Here is a 20,714-nt window from a genome sequence, read left to right as displayed (position 1 = left end):
TGCGGGCCGCGTCGATCGCGCGGCGTTTCGACAACAGCGAGGGCGGGAGCCACAAAATGGCGATCTCACGACGAGCGGCCCTGGGCGGAGCGACCGTGTTCGGCGGAGTGCTGGCGGTCCCGATCGTGGGGCACACCCCGGCTGCTGCCGCCGGCGCACCGACCGCCCCGGCAACGGTGCCCACTTCGAAGCGAACGGTCGACTTCCGCCAAGGGTGGCAGTTCGCGCTGGTCAACACCACGGGAGCCGACGCCCGGCAGCCGGCCGCAGACGCCTCGCTGTGGCGCGCTGTGGACCTGCCGCACGACTGGAGCATCGAACTGTCACCCCGCGAGGGGGACCACACCACCGCCGGCAGCGGTTATCTGCCCGGAGGCCTCGGCTGGTACGCCAAGACCTTCACCCTGCCGCCGGAGGCCGCCGGGAAGCGGCTGTCCGTCGAATTCGACGGCGTCTACATGGACGCACACGTCTACTGCAACGGCCGACTCGCCGGCACCCACCCCTACGGCTACACCGGTTTCGCCCTCGATCTGACCGACCTGGTCCACACCGACGGGAAGACCCCGAACAGACTGTCGGTGAAGGTACGCAACCAGGTGCCCAGCAGCCGCTGGTACTCAGGCAGCGGCATCTACCGCGACGTACGCCTCGTCCTCACCGATCCTGTGCACCTCACCCGGCACGGTGTCACGGTCACCACGCCGAAGCTCGAAAAGGCCGTCGAGGACGGCCATGCCGATGTACGCCTGGAAGCCCGCGCGGTCAGCCACGGCCAGGGGTCGGTGCGGGCCAAGCTGTCCGCGACCGTCAAGGACGCGGACGGAAAGACCGTGGCGAAGGCCGACGCACCGGCGACGCTGGGCGAACGCCCCGCCGCCACACGGCTCGACCTGCGCATCGACGCCCCCCGTCTGTGGACGTTCGACAGACCGTATCTCTACACCGCCGTCACCCGGATCACCGTGGGCGGCAAGGTCGTCGACGAGACGACCACACGGTTCGGTCTGCGGTGGTTCGCCTTCGACCCCGAGCACGGCTTCTCGCTGAACGGCGAGTCGGCGAAGCTGCGCGGCGTCAATCTCCACCACGACCTGGGCTCGCTGGGTGCCGCCTTCCACCCCGACGCGGCCCGACGGCAGTTGACGAAGATGCGCACGATGGGCGTCAACGCACTGCGCACCTCGCACAACCCACCGGCGCCGCAGGTGGTCGAGATGTGTGACGAACTCGGCATCGTGCTGATGGTCGAGGCCTTCGACTGCTGGCGCACCCCCAAGAACCCGTACGACTACGGCCGGTTCTTCGACGAGCACAGCGACACCGACGTCAAGGAGATGGTCCACGCCGCCAAGAACTCCCCCGCCGTGGTGATGTGGTCGATCGGCAACGAGATCCCCGACAGCACCAGCAGCGCCGGGGTCGCCATGGCACAGCGGCTCATCGAGGCCGTCAGGTCAGTCGATACCACCCGGCCGATCGTGATGGGCTCGGACAAATACCGCACGGTGCCCGAGGACGGCTCGCCACAGGACCGGATCCTGCGCATGCTCGACGGCGTCGGCCTGAACTACAACACGGCCGCCTCGGTCGACGCTCTGCACAAGAAGTACCCCACCACCTTCCTGCTGGAGGCCGAATCGTCCTCCGCCACCTCCACCCGCGGGGTGTACGACAATCCCTCACAGCTCAACACGGGGGAGAACTACACACCCGGCGCGCGGGGCGCCTCCTCCTACGACAACAACCTCGAAACCTGGACGATGAGCGGGGAGTACGCCCTGAAGAAGGATCGCGACCGGGAGTTCTTCGCCGGCCAGTTCCTGTGGACGGGCATCGACTACCTGGGCGAGCCCACCCCGTACTACAACGTCTTCCCCGTCAAGTCGTCCTTCTTCGGCGCCGTCGACACCGCCGGCTTCGCCAAGGACCAGTTCTTCCTCTTCCGCAGCCAGTGGAGCCAGGAGCCGATGGTGCACCTGGTGCCGATGGACTGGACGACCCATCGGCGCAAGGATGAGGTCACGGTATGGGCCTACAGCAACGTCGAGACCGTGGAACTCTTCCTCAACGGGCGGTCGCTGGGAGCCAAGTCCTTCGATCGGAAGACCACGAAGGACGGCCGGACGTACTGGGAGACGACGGAAGCGACCGGTGACGACAAGACGGTCACCTCCGGCCCCTACCCGGGCAGTTACACCAGCCCGAACGGCAGCGCCGGCAAGCTGCACCTGACCTGGCAGGTCCCCTTCCGGCCGGGGAAGCTCGTCGCGGTGGCCCGGCGCGACGGCGTCGAGGTGGCCCGCGACACGCTGCGGACAGCCGGCGACCCGGCCGCCGTACGGCTCACCGCGGACCGGGAGCGCATCGCCGCCGACGGCCGCTCCTTGTGCTTCGTCACCGCCGAGGTCACCGACGCGCGGGGCGTAGTGGTGCCGGACGCGGACCACCGCATCACCTTTCGGGTCTCCGGAGGCGGCAGCCGCCTGCTGGGCGTGGACAACGGACAGCAGGAGAGCGCGGAGAACTACCGCTCCCCCGCACGCGCCGCCTTCCACGGCAAAGCACTCGCCATCGTGCAGGCAGGACAGGACTCCGGGTCTGTCGTCGTCACCGCGCACGCAGACGGGCTCCGCCCGGGGTCGACAAGGATCCGGGCCACCGGAAGGGGCCGGGGACACGAGCGTGCGCCTGCTGCCCTGCCCGTACCGGACGCTGCCGGCAAGAAGCCGGAACGCGGCGACGGGCCGAGCGCGGACGCCAGTTTCTCCGGCGCGCCCGAGACCGTTCCCGCGGCCATGCTCGACGGCGACCCTGCCACCGGCTGGTCGAACTTCTACCGGATGCCGGCGACAGGGCTGCTGCACGCCATCAGCAAGGCCCACGCCCACGACTGGGTCTCGCTCAGCTGGCCGGACCGCCGACGTCTCACCGGCCTTCAGGCCTCGTTCACGACGGACGACGCCCACGCCCTGCCGAAGAAGCTCACCGTCAGCTACTGGAACGGCAAGGACTACGTCCCGGTCGACCACCTCCGCGTCGACTGGGCGTCCACCTCCGGGGAGCCGACCCGCATCACGTTCGACGACGTTGTGACCACCCGGCTGAAGCTCGGGATGACAAGCGCTCACCCGCACGAGGACAACGGCTTCCTGCGCATCGTCTCGCTGCGGGCCCTCATGGGTGCGCACAGCGACCGGAAGGCCGAGGAGACGCAGCGCGCGGACGACCGGGACTGACCCTCCCCTCCCGGCACCCGGTCGGCTCCATACGTCGGCGGCTCCGTCATCCGGTGGGGCCGCCGGTGGCCGCTCGCCGTACCGGACCTACGCCTTCCCGGACAGGAGACTGCCCGGTGCCGCCGATGGTTGAGTGGAACCTGTCCTGGTCGACCGAGCGGGAGGGCGAAGGCCCATGGTTTTCGGCAGAACCAAGCGACGCGAAACCGATGCGCTTCGGGCGAAGTTCGTCGCCAACCGCGAGACGGTCCGCTCATGGACGGCGCGTTGGGAATGCCCCGAGGTGGAATGGCCGCCCTTCGACGAGGTCCCGGGCCCCTGGGTGGTGGCGCCACGGGAGAGGAAGAGATGGCTGGAGCAGCACGCGCCCTTCCTGGACACGTACCGGTGGCTGCTGGAAGCACGGCCCGTCGCGGCGGGCGTCAACCAGCTCGTGGCCGAGTGGGAGTTCGGCGCCGGACACGAGTTCCAGCAGCTGACCATCCGCTTCCGCAGTGTTCTCGACCCCGACTACCTGGCCGAGAAACTGGCTCTGGGCATCCACGCCGCCGCCCTCAAGGGATGGCAGGACGATGACGTGCACGACCTGTACGACTGGCTCCTAGAAGGTGTGAACCAGTGCGTGGGCGCCGGCGGCGTACGTGCCCAGTACCGCACGGGATTCCTCCTGACCGAGATGTCCTGCGGCGCGGTCGGCCCCAAGGAGGTCATCACCACGACCCGCACCAGCCTCACGGACACCGCCCTGGGCGGCGCTCCGCTCAACAGCCACGGCAGCGCCTAGGTCGCCGGTCCCGGCCCGGACCGCCCTCCGACGACCTGCCCGCCTCCAGGTGGAAACACGGTGGAAACACCGCTGCCCGGACGCGGTCGGCCGTGCGACGATCCGGGGACGCGGACGAGGGAGGCGGAGTGATCACATGGCGGCGGGTGACGGAGCAGGATTTCGGGCTGTTGCGGGCCTGGCTCGCCCAGCCGCACGTGGCCCGCTGGTGGCACCACGACACGTCCGCCGAAGCGGTCGCGCGGGACTTCGGGCCCGCGGCGCGCGGCGAGGAGCCATCCGAGGACCTTCTGGTCATGCTGGACGGCACGCCTGTCGCGTTGGTCCAGCGGTGCCGGTTCGCGGACTACCCGGACTACCGCCAGGAGTTGGCCGACCAGGTCGAACTTCCCGAAGGCGCCGTCACCATCGACTATCTGCTCGCCGACCCCACGCGGGTGGGGCAGGGACTGGGGCCACGCATCCTGCGGGCGATCGTGGCGGCCACCTGGACCGACGTCCCTGACGCCTCGGCCGTCGTCGTCCCGGTGAACGCGGCCAACCGCGCGTCGTGGCGGGCGCTGGAGAAGACCGGACTGCGCAGGGTCGGCACCGTCGACCTGGCCCCGGACAACCCGGCCGACGAGCGCGCCCACCACGTCTATCGCATCGACCGTCCCGCCGACGCGCCGTCTTGACGGCTGCCTTGGCCGCTGCGGTGCCCGTCGAGGCCGGTGGCGGTGTTGATCAGGGCGATGTGGGAGAGGGCCTGCGGAAAGTTGCCGACGAGTCGTTCGGCACGGATGTCGTACTCCTCGGAGAGCAGACCGACATCGTTGCGCAGCCCCAGCAGCCGCTCGAACAGGGCCCTGCCCCTTGCCGTGTCCCCCTGCTGGATGTAGCAGTCGGCGAGCCAGAACGTGCAGGGCAGGAAGGCGCCCTCGCCCTGGGGAAGACCGTCGACGTGCGGGGTCCGGTCGGTCATGGCGTAGCGCTGCACGAAGCCTCCGCTGAGAAGCTCCTCCTCCACCGCGCGGACGGTGCCGCGCATCCGCTCGTCCTGGGCGGGCAGGAAGCCGATGCCCGGCAGCGTCAGCAGCGCGGCGTCCACCGTGGTGGAGCCGTAATGCTGGGTGAAGGTGTTGCGCCCCGGGTCGTAGCCCTTGTCGCAGATGTCGTCGAAGATCTGCGCGCGCAGCCGCTTCCACCGGTCGACAGGTCCGTGGAGGCCGAAGTCCTCCACGGCTTTGACCGCGCGGTCGGCGGCTGCCCAGGCCATCGCCTTCGAGTGGGTGAAGTGCCGTCGCGGGCCGCGCATCTCCCAGATACCGCTGTCGGGCTCACGCCAGTGCCCCTCAAGGAAGTCCATCAGTTTCCGCTGCACCCGCCAGGCGTCCTCGGCGGGCGGAATGCCCGCGTGGCGCGCCTGGTGCAGGGCGTCCATCAGCTCTCCGTAGACGTCCCACTGGTGTTGGCGTGCGGCATCGTTGCCGATGCGTACCGGCCGGGAGTTCTCGTAGCCGGGCAGCCAGTCCAGTTCCAGTTCGGGGAGTCGGCGGGTGCCGTCGATGCCGTAGAGGATCTGCATCTGCTCGGGCTCACCGGCGACCGCGCGCAGCAGCCACTCCCGCCAGGCGCGGGCCTCGCTCTCGTAGCCGGAGTCGAGCAGCGCCAGCAGGGTGAAGGTGGCGTCCCTGATCCAGCAGTGGCGGTAGTCCCAGTTCCGTACGCCGCCCAGCTGCTCCGGCAGCGAGGTGGTGGGGGCGGCGATGATGCCGCCGGTGGGGGCGTAGGTGAGTGCCTTGAGGGTGATCAGCGACCGCACCACCGCTTCCCGGTACCGGCCCTGGTACCGGCAGTGCGAAGCCCACTCCTGCCACCACCGCCGGGTCGCGGAGACGATGTCGCCACCGGGGCGTGGCGGGCTGCCGTACTCGCGGGAGTTCCAGCCCAGGTGGAACTCCACGGCATCCCCCGGACCGACCTGGAAGTGGGTGACGGCCCGGCCGTCGTCCGTCGGTTCGAGGGGGAATTCGCTGTCCAGGGTGAGATGGTCGGGCCCCGCCACCGCGTGCAGCCGCCGGTTGTCCGGGCGGAACCAGGGGACGATGCTTCCGTAGTCGAACCGCGGCACGAAACAGCTGCGCATCGGCACCCGACCGCGCACGCCCTCGACACGACGCGTCACATCCGGCCTGTCGTTGCGGACGGGCATGCAGTCGAGCACCCGCACCTCGTCCCCTGCCTGGCGGAACGTCGTCTCCAGCACGAGGCTGTCAGTCAGGTAGCGCCGGGTGACCGACCATCCGTCTCCGTACGGTGCCAAGGACCAGTGGCCGTGCCGCTCACCGCCCAGCAGCCGCGCGAAGCAGGCCCCCGAATCGAACCGCGGCAGGCACAGCCAGTCCATGGAGCCGCTGCGGCTGACGAGCCCCGCCGTGTAGGTGTCGCCGATCAGCGCGTAGTCCTCCAGGGGAGCCGACAAGGCCGACCTCCTTACCGCGTGGCACCAGTCCGTACACGCCGAGTCGCCGGAAAGATCAGAACCCGGGTACCGCCGCGAGGTCCGCGGGAAACTCCCGGATCATCGGCTGCGCACGTCAGACGCCCACCGCCCCGCACCAGGGGCACCTCCGCGCCCGGCATCCCGCACCCGGCGAGGTGCACGGCTCCGTGCGACGCCAGGACGCCTGACCGACTCGCTAGGCCAGCGGTTCGCTCAGTTCGATGGAGCGCAGAGCCGCCGCGAGCGCCTGTTCGTCCCCGACGTCGAGGGCCGTGTCGGTGAGCTTGATGACGTGTTCATCACCGTGCGCAACGGCCCGCTCGAAGACCTCTTCGGCGGTGAGCGTGCCCGGCGGGGTGCGGACGATCGGGGCGACCGGGGCGTACATCGCGGTCACCGCCGCGGACGCCGTCCAGGCGGCCCGCAGACTCGGTACCCACAGGGCCTCCGGGAGCGCGGGCAGCACACGCAGCACGGCGTTGGGGGCCGTGGCCGCGTGCACCAGCATCGTCTCCTGCCCGTGGCCATGGGTGGCGTACCGATGGGTGGCCGCCCGCACCAGTTCGGTGAGGCGGTGTCGCGCCTCGTGCGGATCCGTGACCGTGGCCGCCCACACCGGCAGGCCTGTGACGCGGCCGAGCCGGTCGGGGAAGCCGCCGTCCTGCTCGGCGAGCGGCGTCACCGCGTCGAGGGCGGCGGCCGCGCTCTCGGCACCCGGCAGCGGGTCCAGATCCGCGACAGGGTGGTGGCGGGCGGCCCAGTAGCCGAGGCCGTGGGCGAGCTCGCTCAGATACGGCTCGGCGGCGGAGGCATCCGCGTCGTCGGCGGCGGCGGCCAGCAGCGTACGCACGGCGTGGCCCACCCGGATCACCGGATGCGTCGCGCCGCCGTACATGCCGGACAGCAGCCGGGGCCACCACTGGGCGACCACCTCCCGCCAGGGGCGCTCGGTGAGCTCGCGGCCGAAGTACCCGATCCAGTCGGCGGCGCGGCGGGGATCGCCGAGGGCGGAGCGCCAGTTGGCTGCCGTGACCGGTTCGACGCCCGGCGGGAACTCCTCCAGCCTGCTGGTGTACAGGTCGAGCCAGCGGTGCACCGAGCCTGCCGCCCCGTGTGCGGAGAGGGCCTCGACGACCATCGGCGCGTGATTGGAGAGCCGCCCGAGCCGCTCCGGACCTGAGCTGTGCAAGCGCTGCAGCGCCTCTGGGAGGGTGCCTGTCGAATCCATGGCGAGGACGCTAGGCCAGGCGCGACGGCGGCGTAACGGGCTGCCGACCTAGGACCGGGACCAGGTCGTCGGCGTCCGGACCTCCGCCGGTCGGCCCAGCGCGTCCACCACCGAGACGCGTGTCACATCCGCTCATGTCACAGCGTGCCGGGCCGATCCGTCTCAAGGGTGTGGCCACCGACGACCGCCGAGGTGCAGAAGCGCTGCCCCGACCCGCCAGTGGCACGACCGACCGTACGAAGGCGCCCGCGCCGGTGGATCCGGCCGGGCCCAGGGGATGTGAGGAGGAGTCGGTGTGGCCGAGGCAGCCGAGCCCGAGGAGTTCGAGGAGCTGCGACCGCTGCTGTTCTCCATCGCCTACCGGATTCTGGGCAGCGTGACCGAGGCCGAGGACGCGGTCCAGGAGACTTGGCTGCGCTTCGCGGGCTCTGCCACCCGGCCCGCGTCGCTCAAGGCCTTTCTCTCGGCCACGGTGACCCGGATCTCGATCGACGTGCTGCGCTCGGCGCGCGTCCGGCGGGAGGAGTACGTCGGCCAGTGGTTCCCCGAGCCGCTGCTCGCCGACCCCTACGAGGATCCGGCGCGGTCGGCCGAGTTGGCCGACTCGTTGTCGACGGCCGCCTTGTTGCTGCTCGAACGGCTCAGCCCACTGGAGCGGGCGGTCTTCGTGCTGCGCGAGGTGTTCGCCTTCGACTTCCCCGACATCGCCTCGGCGGTGGGACGCTCGGAGGCGGCCTGCCGCCAGCTCGCGGTGCGGGCGCGGCGCCACATGGACGCGGGGCGCCCTCGGTTCGAGGCCGACCACCGGGCGCAGCAGGAACTGGCGGCCCGGTTCTTCGACGCGCTCCGCGCAGGCGACGTGGACGACTTGCGGGAGCTGCTCGCTGCCGACGTCCAGCTGGTCGGGGACAGTGGCGGCAAGGCCCCGCAGTGGTCCAGGCCCGTCGTCGGAGCCGACAGCGTCGCCCGGGTGCTCGCCGGCGCCTTCTCCTGGCTGGCGCGGATCGATGTGACGTGCGAGCCGCACCAGGTGAACGGCCAGCCGGGCGCGATCGTCCGCGACCGGGACGGCAAGGTCCTCACCACCATGACGCTCGACGTGCTCGACGGGCGGGTGCGGACGGTCCGCTCGGTGTCCAACCCCGACAAGCTCCGGCACGTGGGCCCGGTGGGGGATGTCTGGGCGGTCGCCCGCGAGGTGAAGCTGGCTCGCCGCCGCACACGTTGACCGGCGGGCCGGCCGCCGGTGCGGCCGTGTCGCGCCTCACGGCCGGTCGGATGTGTGCGTCGACGCGTGCAGGCGTCCGCGGGCGACGAGTTCGATGGTGAGGGCGACCGCCACGGCCTGCACCGCCATCAGCGCCACCAGTACGAACAGTTGGACCGCGCCCGCCGCGAGCGGGTCGGCGCCGCCCAGGAGCATGCCGACAAAGGCTCCCGGGAGTGTCACCAGTCCTACCGTGCGGGTCTGGTCCAGGCCGGGGATCAACGCCTCGGAGGCGGCGGGGCGGGCTATCTCCAGGCGGGCGTCCCGCTCGGTGAGGCCCAGCGCGAGGCCGGATTCCACCTCCCCGTGCCGCAGCCTCAGTTCGTCCAGGGCGCGTCGACCGGCCAGTACGGTCGCGCTGAGCGCTCCTCCGGTGAGGATGCCGGTGATCGGGATCAGCACGATGCCGTCGAGCGGAATCAGGCCGGTGGCCAGCAGCGCGACCATGACCGGCAGCACGCCGGCGGCGAGCGGCAGGGCCGTCGTCCACCATGTTCCGTCCCGCGTGATGCGGCGCCCGGCGGTCCGTACGGCCACCAGCAGCATGAGCGTCAGAAAGGCCGCGGTCGCCGCCAGGGAGCGGACCACCCAGACGATGACCACGGAAACGACCGCGAGTTGGAGGGCGCCTCGCGCTCCGGCGAGCAGGATCTGCCGGGCGCGGTGGGTGCGCACGGCATCCGGGGAGAGATGGAAGAAGGCGGCTGCCGCGGCAGCCGCGAGGAGGAGCGCGACGAGCAGCCCGGCGAACGTCGCGTTGACCGGCAGGAGGGAGGCCGCACTCAACTGCATGCTGCAGGTTACCGTCCTGAGTGCCCCGGCCCACGGGCCCCGGAAGCACAGGACGGAACAGACGGAGACCAGGTGAGCGGAGTCAGACCCGCGCGGGAGGAACGGCCCGGGGACGACGGTACGGAGGATGCGGGGCATCCGCAGCGGTGGGCGATTCTGGTCGCCGTTTGTGCCGCGCTGCTGGTGATCGTGGTGGACAACACGGTCCTCAACGTGGCCCTGCCCTCGGTGGCCAGGTCGTTCGACGCCTCCACGGCGTGGCAGCAGGCGGTGCTGGACGCGTACACCGTTGTCTTCTCCGGGTTGCTGATCACCGCTGGTGCGGTGTCGGACCGGTGGGGGCGGCGACGGGCCATGGTCGCGGGGTTGGTGGTACTGGGTGTGTCCTCCGCCGCGGCGGCGCTGGCGTGGTCGGTGTGGTGGCTGGTGCTGATGCGTGCGCTGATGGGGGTGGGCGCCGCCTTGGTGATGCCGGCGACCCTGGCCCTGCTGGTACAGGTCTTCCCCGCGCACGAGCGCCCCCGCGCGTTCGCGGTGTGGGGTGTCGTCGCGTCGGTGGCGATGGCGCTCGGGCCGGTCGCGGGTGGGGCCGTGGTGGAGCTGTGGGGCTGGCCGGGCGCGTTCTTGATCAACGTCCCGGTGGTCTGCGGCGCCGTGGTCGCCATCGTGCGGCTGGTGCCCGAGTCGCGCGACAGCCGGGTGCGCGCGGTCGATCCGTACAGCGCTGTGCTGATAACCGTGGGCATGGTCGCACTGACCTCAGCGGTGATCCTGGCCGGAGAGGGCCCGACGACCCGCCCGCTGCTGTGGGCGTGCGGAGCGGTCGCACTGGTGGCGCTGGCCGCTTTCCTGCGGCGCCAGCGGCGAACCGCGTCGCCCATGGTCGACCTGGCCCTGTACCGGGACCGCCAGTTCGCGGGCGGCAGCATGGCGGTGACGATCATCTCGCTGGGCACCGGAAGCACCCTGTTCATCCTCGCCCAGTATCTGCAGTTGGTGGACGGGATGGGTCCGCTGGAGGCCGGACTGGCTTCCTCCCCGATGGCGGCGGGCATCGTGCTCGGCTCGTACGCCGGGGGCCGGGCGCCGGCCCGTATCGGTCATCGCCGCTCGATAGTTGTGGGCTTCACCGGGACTGCGGTGGGCTTTCTGGTTCTGGCCGCGCTGGCCGTGCACCCCAGTTACATACTGGTCGCTGTCGGCCTGTTCCTGGTGGGCGGTGGAAACGGGTTCGCCGGGCCGGCAGTCACCAGCACTGTCCTGGGGGCCGTCCCCAAGGACCGGGCAGGGATGGGCTCGGCGCTCAACGACACCCACCAGCAGTTCGGCGTCGCGTTCGGAGTGGCCGTCCTCGGAGGTCTCCTGGCCGCCGTCTACCGGGCCGAGCTGCCGACCACGGTCCCTCCGCACGCGAGCGGTGCGCTCGCCACGACCCTTGATCACAGCGATGCGCTCGGCGGTTCGGGTGGGCACGCGCTGGCCGTGGCCGCGCGCGCCGCATTCACCCAGGCCCAGACGGCCACCATGCTCGCCGCCGGGGGCTGCGTCGTGGCCGGGGTGGTGATCGCCGCTGTGGTGCTGCGCAACGACTCGCCCGTCGCGGCCGGAGCCAAGGTGCGCCCGGCCCGGCGGAATCGGCTCACGCGGACCCGGCTCGGGCGGGCGCACCTCACCCGACAGCGGCAGCAGGAACGGCTCGACAGCGAGCGATGATGGCCCTGGTCCCGGCGCTGGGGCCGGAGCCGGGGCCGGGAACGCGGTCCGCTGTCCACCGACGGCTGTCGCCCGACGGTGTGACGCGCTCAGCGGGCAAGCGCTCCGCGCCCGGTCGAACAGGCTGTGCCGGGCCTTCGGAGCGGCGAGCGGTGTGTCTGACACTGATGGCCCATACCGGGACATACGGTGCCACAGCGTGTTGGCCGGACGTGCCGAGCGGAGAGTGGAGCCGGGATGGAGCAACGGAGGATCTTCGAGCAGGTCTTCACCACGGAGTCGGCCATCGCCGCGTTCGTCTTCCTGGTGGTGCTGTGCGCGTTGGCGTACTCGCTGATCCGCCGGCGGGCCCGTGCGGGAGCCACCCCGTCGCCGCACGCGGAACGGCAGCGGCTGGAGACGGTCTACGTTGTCGTGCTCGTCGGGATCGCCGCCTTCCTCGTGGTCTACACGGCCTCGGCGAACGACCGGGAGCACCCCGGAGGGGAGTCGCACGCCGCCGGCCGGGGGGTCGAAGCCGCGCACCCCGTCACCGTGGATGTCACCGCCTTCCAGTGGTGCTGGAAGTTCAGCCACCCGGCGCCCGGCCCCTCGCGTGCCGGGGAGGCGACCACGACGGCGAACTGCCGCGACGGTCGGCTGCCCACCCTGGTCGTTCCGACCGGACGGACCGTCCGGCTGAAAATCACCTCGCAGGACGTCATCCACTCGCTGTGGGTGCCCGCGCTGCGCTACAAGATGGACGCCTTCCCCGACCACACCAACAGCTTCACCCTGAAGATCGACAAGGAGGGGAAGTGGATCGGCCGGTGTGCCGAATTCTGCGGCAACCGGCACCACAGCATGGACTTCTGGCTCAAGGCCGTCTCCCCTGACGAGTACGAGGAGTGGGTGCAGCAGCACCAAGGCGCGGCGCCGACGCCGGAGGCGTCCACATGACGCTGGCACCCGACGCCGCACGGTCGACGGGAGCCTCCCGGTCGGTGCGGCCCCGCTCCTGGCTGGGCTGGGCGATCAGCACCGACCACAAGCGCATCGGTCTGCTGACCATGGGCACCGCTGTGGTGCTGCTCTTCCTCATGGGGATTCTGGCGCTCCTGATGCGCAGCCAATTGGCGCAGCCGGAACAGCAGGTGTTCAGCCCCGATCTGTACAACCAACTGTTCAGCATCCACGGCTCCGGCATGATCTACATGGTCATGACGCCGTTCGCCATCGGTCTCGGCGTATATCTCGTCCCCCTCCAGGTGGGCGCCCCCGCCATCGCGATGCCCCGTACGACATTGTTCGGATACTGGCTCTACGCGCTCGGCGCCGTGCTCATGCTCACCGGCTTCGCCATGCCGACCGGTGCACACGCCGACGGCTGGTTCTCCTATCCGCCCATGGCCAGCAGCGTCTACACGCCCGGCAACGGCACGCCGCTGTGGATCGTGGGGGTCTTCGCGGCCACCGTCGGTTCGCTGGGCATGGGCTGGGCGGTGCTGTGGACCGCGCTGCGCAAGCGTGCCCGTGGTATGACGATGCTGCGGCTGCCCATCTTCACCTGGTCGATGATCGCCTCGACGCTCATGGTGATCGGCGCCTTCCCCTCGCTGCTCGCCGCGCTGACCCTGTTGGCCATCGGCCGCGTCGAACCGTCGGTCTTCGACTCGAACGTGTGGAACATCGGATACCAGCACCTGTTCTGGTTCTACGGACATCCCGTGGTGTACGTGATGTTCTTCCCCTATCTGGGAGCCGTCGGTGAGGTGCTCGCGGTCTTCTCACGGCGCCGTTTCTTCGGCTACAAGGGGACCGTCATCTCCCTGCTGGTCTTCGCGGCGCTGTCGATGAGCGTGTGGGGTCACCACATGTTCGCGACGGGGCAGGCGACCAACGACTACTACTCGTTGACCTCCATCGCGCTGCTCGTCCCGGCCGGTATCGAGTACTTCGCGCTGGTCGGGACCGTGCTCGGCGGCCAGTTGGTCTTCACCACCCCGATGCTGTTCGCGCTGGCCTTCATTCCGCAGTTCCTCATCGGAGGGCTCTCCGGCATCATGGTCGGCACCCCGGTGATCGACTACCACGTGACGGACAGCTATTTCGTCGTCGCCCATCTGCACTACGTCCTCTTCGCCGGCAGCGCGTTCGGGCTGTTCGCCGCCGTCTATTTCTGGTGGCCCAAGGTGACCGGATTCCTGCTCGACGAGCGGCTGGGCCGCGTGCATTTCGTGCTTCTGGTCATCGGCACCAATCTGACGTTCCTTCCCATGTTCTGGCTGGGCCAGTTCGGCATGCCCCGGCGGGTGGCCACCTACCCGGAGTGGGCGGGCTTCGGGGCGCTGAATCTGGTGTCCTCCATCGGTGCGGCCTTCCTGGCCGCAGGGATGATCGCCTTCGCGATGAACATCCAGGTCTCCTTCCGCCGGCGCCCGAAAGCGCCGGCGGACCCATGGCAGGGCCACAGCCTGGAGTGGGCCACCGCCTCGCCCCCGCCGCGGTACAACTTCACGCCGCACCTTCCGCTGCCCCCGATCACCAGCAACGCTCCCCTCCTCGACGCCCGGACGCGGCAGGGACAGGGGCGGGCGTGAGCGGGCCGGTGACACGCTGGTGCAAGCGGCACCCGGGTGCCGTGGTGGTGGGCGGCTGGGCGGTGCTCAACGCGGTGCTCCTGGGCGTGCTCACCGGCTACGGCGAGAGCGAGTTGGCGCTGCTGCTGTGGGCGGGAGCGTTCGTCCTCCTCACGCTGGCGGCGACCGCCGTGCTGGTCTCCTCCCGGCGGGGCCCGCGCGAGCTGACGGACTACGGCGTGCCGGGAGACAACGGTGCCGCGGTCGTCCTCACCGCGTTCGGCCTGGCGGCGGGCGGACTGATGTTCGTCTACAGCACCTGGCTCGTCATCATCGCCGCCCCGCTGCTGCTGGTCGCCGCGGTCTTCGCCGTCCGGCACCGCGGGCGCGGAGGAAGTTCCCGATGACGCCCGGCGGGTGGCCGGACGCGCTGGCCATGGGAGCGCTGGGGCTGGCCCTTTCCGTGCTGCTGCCCGCGTTGATCCTCGGCACCCGGGCCGGCCCGGCCTGGGCACGGCTGTGGCAGCGCCTGTGTCCGCCTGCCGGGGCGGCACTGGGGGGCTTCGTCGTGCTGCACGCGGCCGTCACCCTCGGCGACTGCGTGCTGATGCCGGGGACCGGCGTCCGGATCGTGCTGCACGCCGCCTTGCTCGTCGGCGGTCTGCTGTTCTGGCTGCCGGTCCTGGGCCCGGCAAGAAGGCTGAGCGAGCCGGGCCGCTGCCTGTATCTGTTCGTGGGCGCCCCGCTGCTCGACATCCCGATGGTCGCAGTGATCGCCCTCGGCCACCACTACGGCGGGCTGGGCATGATCGTCGGCATGCTGCCGATGGGAGTCGCCGCTGCCGCTCTCACCTGGCGGTGGATCTGGGCCGAGGAACGCGCACACCAGGGCCGGGAGGCGGCGCTCCACGGACCGGCCGACCGGTTCCCCCTCGCCCGGCAGCCCGGCACGGCCCGGCGGCCGTAGCGAGTCCACCGTTGGGTTAGTTGACGTTTGAGGTGGTCCGAGCCTCGGGATTGCTGGGAGGGCGACCGGCAGGAGACGCGATCCGTCGGCTCGGCAGATACGTGAGCAGCGCTGCCCAGGAGGCGAACGCAGGTGCCCTTGCCAGGAAGAGGTGCGGAGCGACGACGAGCGGCAAGGCGGGAGCGGGCCGTACGCGCCTCACGCGCACTGGACAAGCGCATGCCGCTGATGGCGGCGGGCAAGGAATTCCTGCGCAAGGCCTTTCCCGACCACTGGTCGTTCCTGCTCGGTGAGATCGCCCTGTACAGCTTTGTCGTCCTGGTGCTCACCGGCACGTACTTGACCTTCTTCTTCCATCCCGACATGGCGGAGCAGCCGTACGGCGGGGCCTACCGGCCGCTGCGGGGCATCCCCACCTCGGAGGCGTACGCATCGGTGCTGCGCATCTGCTTCGAGATCAGAGGCGGGCAGCTCATCCGGCAGATCCACCACTGGGGCGCGCTGCTGTTCATCAGCGCGATCGGGGTGCACATGCTGCGCATCTTCTTCACCGGGGCGTTCCGCCGCCCCCGGGAGACCAACTGGTTCATCGGCGTCAGCCTGTTCGGGCTGGCGCTGCTCGAGGGCTTCTGCGGCTACTCGCTCCCCGACGATCTGCTGTCCGGTACCGGGCTGCGCACCTTCCAGGGCATCATGCTCTCGATCCCCGTCGTGGGCACCTATCTCTCGCTCTTCCTGTTCGGCGGCGAATATCCGGGGCACGAGATCGTGCCCCGGCTGTTCTCGGCGCACATTCTCTTCATTCCCGGTCTTCTCATCGCGCTGATCACACTGCACCTGTTCTTCGTCGTCCACCTCAAACACACCCAGTGGCCGGGCAAGGGGAAGGACAACCGCAACGTGGTCGGCAAACCGATGGTGCCGCAGTACGCGGCAAAGTCCATCGGGCTCTTCCTCACCGTCTTCGGGGTGCTCGCCCTCCTCGGCGGTCTGCTCCAGATCAATCCGATCTGGGCGTACGGGCCCTACCGCACCGACCAGGCCAGTATCGACTCACAACCCGACTGGTACGTCGGGTTCATCGAGGGTGCGCTGCGGCTGATGCCGCAGGCGGAAACCAGATTCGCGGGGCACACGGTGGCCTGGGACGTCTTCATCCCGGGCGTGGTGATCCCCTCCGCGCTGTTCCTCGTCCTGTACGCGTATCCCTTCCTCGAACGGTGGGTGACGGGCAACTGGAAGGAACACCACCTGTGCGACCGCCCCCGCAACCACCCCACCCGGACGGGACTCGGCGTGGCCGGTATCTCCGCCTACGCGGTGCTGCTGGCCGCCGGGGGGCAGGACGTACTCGCCTTCCTGTTCGACTGGCCCCTGGAGTCGCTGACCTGGATCTTCCGCGGCGCGCTCTTCCTGCTGCCCGTGCTCGCGTTCTGGCTGACGAAGCGGCTGTGCCTCGGACTGCAGGCGCAGGACGCCGTACGCGTCGAGCAGGGCGACGGGGCCGGGTATGTGCGGCGCGTGGCCGACGGCTACCAGGAACTGCGCCGGCCCCTTCCCGACGAGAAGAAGCACCGGCTGCTGGTACGGGACACCCCTCCCCCGCTGTCGACCGAAGAGATCAAGGAGGCGGGGAATCTGCGCAGGACGCTGTACTTCTGGTACTTCGGCGAGCGGATCGAGCCGGACCGCACACCCAAGCAGAAACGCGTGGTACGCAAGGCCACCACGCCCCCTGCGGGGCCGGAGGAAGAAGAGAGCGGAAAGTAGCCTGCGATGGCCACCGTCTACTCACTGTGGAAGCACCCATGATCGAGGTCAGCCCCTCCAGCAGTCTCTCCGTAGGCCTGTCGAGGCCCTGGGTACTGCGCGATTACGCCTTTCTCGGCGACGGTGAACGCGGAGCCCTCGTCGGGCCGCGCGGCGAGGTGGTGTGGCTGTGTGCACCCCGGTGGGACAGCGATGCCGTCTTCTCCGGCCTGATCGGCGGAGCCGGCGAGTACGTCGTCCGCCCCGAGGACGACTGGCATGTGTGGGGCGGCTACTACGAGGACGGCACCCTCGTCCGCGTCAACCGCTGGGTCACGGCCGGCGGCATCATCGAGTGCCGCGAGGCGCTGGCCATGCCGAGCACCCCCGACCGGCTGGTGCTGCTGCGCCGGGTCCGTGCCGTACGAGGCGACGCGAGGGTGGAGTTCCTGCTCGACCCGCGTCCCGGTTTCGGCCGGGAGGCCATGACGGATGTGCGCCGGGAGGGGGACGTGTGGTGTGCCTCCGGGGGCGGACTCCGGCTTCGCTTCGTCGGCGCCGCCAACGCCGGGCCGGCTCCCGGCGGCGGTTTGCGCGGCCGGCTGTCCGTGCCCCGGGGGGAGGAGCACGACCTCGTGCTGGAGATCCGCGCCGGGAACGCCACCGACAGTACCGACCGTGCCGGTTTCGACCCGGCGCTGCTGTGGCGGCGGACCGAGCAGCACTGGCGCGAGGCCGTACCGGACTGCCACGAGCTGTCGGCGCCCTCCGACACCCGCCATGCGTACGCCGTACTGACCGGGCTGACCAGTTCCTACGGCGGCATGGTCGCCGCCGCCACCACCTCGCTGCCCGAACGCGCCAACGCCGGCCGCAACTACGACTACCGCTACGCTTGGCTGCGCGACCAGGCGTACGCGGGCATCGCGGTCGCCGCGCACGGCAGGCACCCGCTGCTGGAGGGCGCGGTCCGCTTCGTGACCGAGCGGGTGCTGGAGGACGGGGAGCGGCTGCGTCCCCTCTACACGGTCAGCGGCGGCCCGGTCCCCGAGCAGAGCTCGCTTCCCCTGCCGGGCTATCCGGGCGGCAGTGACCGGGTCGGCAACCAGGCAGCGGAGCAGTTCCAGCTCGACAGCTTCGGCGAGGTGCTGCAGCTGTACGCGGCCGCCGCCCGGCACGACTGTCTCGACCGCGACGCCCGCCGTGCCGTCGATGTCGCCGTCGAGGCCGTGGAGAACAACTGGCAGCGGCCGGATGCCGGCTTGTGGGAGCTGGGGACGCGCTGGTGGACGCACTCGCGGCTGAGCGCGGCGACCGGACTGCGGGCGCTGGCCGAGCAGTTGCCCGGCCACCCGTCCGCACGCCGCTGGACCCGGCTGTCCGAGGCCGTACTGCGCGAGACCCGCCGCCGGTGTCTGCGGCCCGACGGTGCATGGGCACGTGCCGAGGACGACGAGCGACCGGACGCGGCACTGTTGATCCCGTACGCCCGCGGGCTGTCGGCCGGTGCCCGAGCCGACGAGGGCACGTCCGCCGCCGGCACCGACCAGGCCTTTCGCCGCACCCGTCGCCTTGTCGAGGAGGAGTTGGCCGTCGACGGCTTCGTCTACCGCTTCCGGCACGACGGCTGCGCGCTCGGCGAGGCGGAGGGCGCGTTCTTGCTGTGCGGCTTCGTCATGGCGATGGCCACCCACCGTGAGGGCGACGCCGTGGCCGCGTACCGCTGGTTCGAGCGCGGCCGTACGGCATACGGTCCACCAGGGCTCTTCTCCGAGGAGTACGACATCGGCCAGCGTCAGCTGCGGGGCAACCTCCCCCAGGCGTTCGTCCACGCCGCGCTGCTCGAAGCGGCGGTGCGGCTCGACCGGCCGGGCTGAGGCACCGGCGAGCCGGCCTCGGCCGACGTCCGGCCCGCGGTGTCCGTCGGGAGGCCGGCGATGCGCGCCACCCGGGGCCGTGCGAGCTGCTGGTAGTCCGTTCCCGAGATGACCAGTGACCGGTCCAGGCGCGCGGCGTTGAAGTAGAGCTGCGGCTGGGCGACGACACCCGGGTCGGCCACGAGTGCCAGGTCGGGGTCGAAGCTGAAGGGCAGCACCGTCCCCGGTGCTGCCCGGGCCAGGCGTTCGGCGGTGACCGCATCGCTGACTCCGACGTAGCGGGCGGCGAGCAGGGCACGGACGGCGTCCAGGTCGACGCGCCGATCCCCGGGGACGACAGCCAGCACATGGCGGGTGGTGCGCCGGTCGAGCTTGGCCCGCAGGATCAGGCACTTCGCCGCTTGGCACAGGGGGTGCCCGCGGAGCGCGCTCACCACCTCGGTGGTGCCCTCGGGTACATGGTCGATCAGCCGGTAGGGGGTCGCGGTGCCGTCGAGCAGCGAGATCAGACGGTGGTAGGTGTCGTCGTGGGACACGGGGTGCTCTCCTTCGTCATACGGGTGCGGTGGGTGTGCTCGACGCTCCGGCCCCAGTAGGTCCCGGTGACCATCAACGCGGCGCCGATGCCCTCCAGCGCGGCCAGGTCTGCCATCGTGGGCACCAGGAAGACCAGGGGCCCCAACGAGGTCTGTACGACGGTCAGTTGCAGCGGGCGCGGGGCACGGCCGGCGGTGAGCCTCCCGACGAGACGGCTGTTTGGGAGAGGCCCAGGATCGCTCCGACCTTGCCCTCCTCCCGCGTCCAGCGGGGTCGCGGACCGAGCGTGGTGGCGAGGACGAGGGGGATACCGGCGAGGGTCGAGAGCAGCTGGCGCAGGAACAGCACCACCAGTACCGGGGCGGCTTCGGTGGCGGTCTTGGCCGTCAGATAGCTGGAGCCCCGCACAAGGGCGACCAGCAACAGCACCAGATCGGTGCGACGCGCTTCAGGCATGCCCGTAACGCTGCCCCGACCAGCACAATGAAGCCAAGTACCACTTACTCAAACAACGATGTAGTAGAGCTACAGTGTTCGCCATGGACGAGAGACAGCTGCGGGTCCTGCGGGAGTTGGGGGAGCTGGGCAGCGTCACAGCGGTGGCCGAAGCACTCATGGTCACGCCTTCGGCGGTCTCCCAGCAGCTGCGGCTGCTGCAGCGCTCGGTGCCCGTTCCCCTCACCGAGCGCGAGGGTCGAAGGCTTGTACTGACGCCTGCCGGACGCGCCTTGGCCGTCGCGGCGATCGATGTGGAGACGGCCCTGGCTCGCGCCCGGCACACCGTCGAGGAATTCCTGGGCCGACCAGACGGCATCGTGTCGATCGCGGCGTTCCACAGCGCCGCCGCGGGCCTGTGGCCCCACCTCGTGCGCGGCCTGGCCGCCCCCGGGTCGCCACACGTCGCGCTCGCCGACGAAGACGTCTCCCAGGACGGCTTCCCGCCGCTGACCCACGACTACGACATCGTCCTCGCCCATCGGCTCGACCACTCACCGGCCTGGCCGAGGACCGTGTCGGTCACGCCGCTGCTGCACGAACCCCTCGACATCGCACTGCCCGCCGACCACCCGCTGGCGGACGAACCGGAGCTGACCCCGCACGACGTGGCCGACCAGCCGTGGATCACCGTCCATGACGGCTTCCCGCTGATGGCCACCATCGAGGCCATCGCCGCCGCTGCCGACCGCCGCCTGCACCTGGCTCACCGCATCAACGAATTCGCCGTGGTCTCGGAGGTGGTGGCCGCCGGGGGCGGCATCGCGCTGATGCCTCGCTGGACGGCGCGTCCGCACCCCGCCGTGTGCCTGCGGCCCCTCACCGGCGTCCACGCCCGCCGTCACATCGACGCGCTGCACCGACCGGAGAACGCGGCCCGCAAGGCCGTCCGCACCGTCCTCACCGAGCTCCGGCGCGCCGCGGCGGTCGTCAGCAGCGACGACGACCGCCGGACGACCACCCCGGGCCGCGCCGGGAATCCCTGACCGCCTTCGGGAGGACCGGGCGCGCGGGAGCCCGGGG

At 70.7% G+C, this 20,714-nt stretch carries 18 protein-coding genes; 12 read left to right on the top strand and 6 right to left on the bottom strand.

What is annotated here, in order from left to right; all coding sequences use genetic code 11:
• Positions 1-56 precede the first annotated feature (56 nt).
• The 3 genes from JW613_RS20775 to JW613_RS20765 all read left to right on the top strand — a co-directional run bounded on the left by JW613_RS20775 (position 57) and on the right by JW613_RS20765 (position 4,700).
• Positions 57-3,239, top strand: coding sequence for a glycoside hydrolase family 2 TIM barrel-domain containing protein (locus JW613_RS20775; protein WP_209212338.1), 3,183 nt, complete (start codon positions 57-59; stop codon positions 3,237-3,239).
• A gap of 175 nt (positions 3,240-3,414) precedes the next feature.
• Positions 3,415-4,023, top strand: a complete 609-nt coding sequence (locus JW613_RS20770) for a hypothetical protein (protein ID WP_209212337.1) — start codon at positions 3,415-3,417, stop codon at positions 4,021-4,023.
• A gap of 128 nt (positions 4,024-4,151) precedes the next feature.
• Positions 4,152-4,700: a GNAT family N-acetyltransferase gene (locus JW613_RS20765; RefSeq protein WP_209212336.1), complete on the top strand. Its 549-nt coding sequence runs from the start codon at positions 4,152-4,154 to the stop codon at positions 4,698-4,700.
• Here JW613_RS20765 and JW613_RS20760 read toward each other — a convergent pair.
• Positions 4,664-6,487, bottom strand: a complete 1,824-nt coding sequence (locus JW613_RS20760) for a glycoside hydrolase family 15 protein (protein ID WP_209212335.1) — start codon at positions 6,485-6,487, stop codon at positions 4,664-4,666. The two genes, JW613_RS20765 and JW613_RS20760, sit on opposite strands and share 37 nt — an antisense overlap.
• Positions 6,488-6,704: 217 nt before the next feature.
• Complete coding sequence (locus JW613_RS20755) at positions 6,705-7,736, bottom strand: questin oxidase family protein (protein WP_209212334.1); 1,032 nt, start codon at positions 7,734-7,736, stop codon at positions 6,705-6,707.
• 295 nt (positions 7,737-8,031) lie between these two features.
• Between JW613_RS20755 and JW613_RS20750 the strand changes: the two genes are divergently transcribed.
• Positions 8,032-8,964, top strand: a complete 933-nt coding sequence (locus JW613_RS20750; protein WP_209212333.1) for an RNA polymerase sigma-70 factor — start codon at positions 8,032-8,034, stop codon at positions 8,962-8,964.
• A gap of 36 nt (positions 8,965-9,000) precedes the next feature.
• On the opposite strand, the gene JW613_RS20745 is transcribed toward JW613_RS20750, so the two are convergent.
• Positions 9,001-9,795 carry an ABC transporter permease gene (locus JW613_RS20745; RefSeq protein ID WP_209212332.1) on the bottom strand — a complete coding sequence of 265 codons (795 nt, stop codon included), beginning with the start codon at positions 9,793-9,795 and terminating at the stop codon, positions 9,001-9,003.
• Positions 9,796-9,867: 72 nt separating this feature from the next.
• Here JW613_RS20745 and JW613_RS20740 point away from each other — a divergent pair, with 72 nt between their 5' ends.
• From JW613_RS20740 to JW613_RS20710, 7 genes are all read left to right on the top strand, one after another.
• Positions 9,868-11,508, top strand: a complete 1,641-nt coding sequence (locus JW613_RS20740) for an MFS transporter (protein WP_307865970.1) — start codon at positions 9,868-9,870, stop codon at positions 11,506-11,508.
• Positions 11,509-11,745: 237 nt separating this feature from the next.
• On the top strand, positions 11,746-12,447 hold the full coding sequence (locus tag JW613_RS20735; protein WP_209212330.1) for a cytochrome c oxidase subunit II: 702 nt from the start codon (positions 11,746-11,748) through the stop codon (positions 12,445-12,447).
• Complete coding sequence (locus tag JW613_RS20730) at positions 12,444-14,087, top strand: cytochrome c oxidase subunit I (RefSeq protein ID WP_209212329.1); 1,644 nt, start codon at positions 12,444-12,446, stop codon at positions 14,085-14,087. The genes JW613_RS20735 and JW613_RS20730 overlap by 4 nt, the downstream gene beginning before the upstream one ends.
• Positions 14,084-14,473 (top strand): hypothetical protein, encoded by a 390-nt coding sequence (locus JW613_RS20725; protein WP_307865969.1) that lies wholly within the window; start codon positions 14,084-14,086, stop codon positions 14,471-14,473. The genes JW613_RS20730 and JW613_RS20725 overlap by 4 nt, the downstream gene beginning before the upstream one ends.
• Positions 14,470-15,033, top strand: coding sequence for a cytochrome c oxidase assembly protein (locus JW613_RS20720; RefSeq protein WP_209212328.1), 564 nt, complete (start codon positions 14,470-14,472; stop codon positions 15,031-15,033). The genes JW613_RS20725 and JW613_RS20720 overlap by 4 nt, the downstream gene beginning before the upstream one ends.
• A 219-nt stretch (positions 15,034-15,252) precedes the next feature.
• Positions 15,253-16,803: a cytochrome bc1 complex cytochrome b subunit gene (gene qcrB, locus JW613_RS20715; RefSeq protein ID WP_209212327.1), complete on the top strand. Its 1,551-nt coding sequence runs from the start codon at positions 15,253-15,255 to the stop codon at positions 16,801-16,803.
• Between the two features lie 38 nt (positions 16,804-16,841).
• Positions 16,842-18,659 (top strand): glycoside hydrolase family 15 protein, encoded by a 1,818-nt coding sequence (locus JW613_RS20710; RefSeq protein ID WP_209212326.1) that lies wholly within the window; start codon positions 16,842-16,844, stop codon positions 18,657-18,659.
• On the opposite strand, the gene JW613_RS20705 is transcribed toward JW613_RS20710, so the two are convergent.
• Genes JW613_RS20705 through JW613_RS36605 form a run of 3 tightly spaced genes read right to left on the bottom strand, consistent with a single transcriptional unit; the run spans position 18,578 to position 19,652 of the window.
• Complete coding sequence (locus JW613_RS20705; RefSeq protein ID WP_209212325.1) at positions 18,578-19,195, bottom strand: YbaK/EbsC family protein; 618 nt, start codon at positions 19,193-19,195, stop codon at positions 18,578-18,580. The genes JW613_RS20710 and JW613_RS20705 overlap by 82 nt on opposite strands.
• Positions 19,165-19,320, bottom strand: a complete 156-nt coding sequence (locus JW613_RS36610; RefSeq protein ID WP_307865968.1) for a hypothetical protein — start codon at positions 19,318-19,320, stop codon at positions 19,165-19,167. Before JW613_RS36610 ends, JW613_RS20705 begins: the two co-directional genes overlap by 31 nt.
• A 38-nt stretch (positions 19,321-19,358) precedes the next feature.
• Positions 19,359-19,652: a hypothetical protein gene (locus JW613_RS36605; protein ID WP_307865967.1), complete on the bottom strand. Its 294-nt coding sequence runs from the start codon at positions 19,650-19,652 to the stop codon at positions 19,359-19,361.
• An 83-nt stretch (positions 19,653-19,735) separates the two neighbouring features.
• On the opposite strand from JW613_RS36605, the gene JW613_RS20695 reads away from it, so the two are divergent.
• Positions 19,736-20,677, top strand: a complete 942-nt coding sequence (locus tag JW613_RS20695) for a LysR family transcriptional regulator (RefSeq protein WP_209212324.1) — start codon at positions 19,736-19,738, stop codon at positions 20,675-20,677.
• The last annotated feature ends 37 nt before the right edge of the window (positions 20,678-20,714 follow it).

The organism is Streptomyces smyrnaeus (genome assembly GCF_017676345.1).
Taxonomy (GTDB): Bacteria; Actinomycetota; Actinomycetes; order Streptomycetales; family Streptomycetaceae; genus Streptomyces; species Streptomyces smyrnaeus.
The sequence above is the reverse complement of the archived record's forward strand: the minus strand, read 5'-3'. Positions and strand labels throughout refer to the sequence as shown.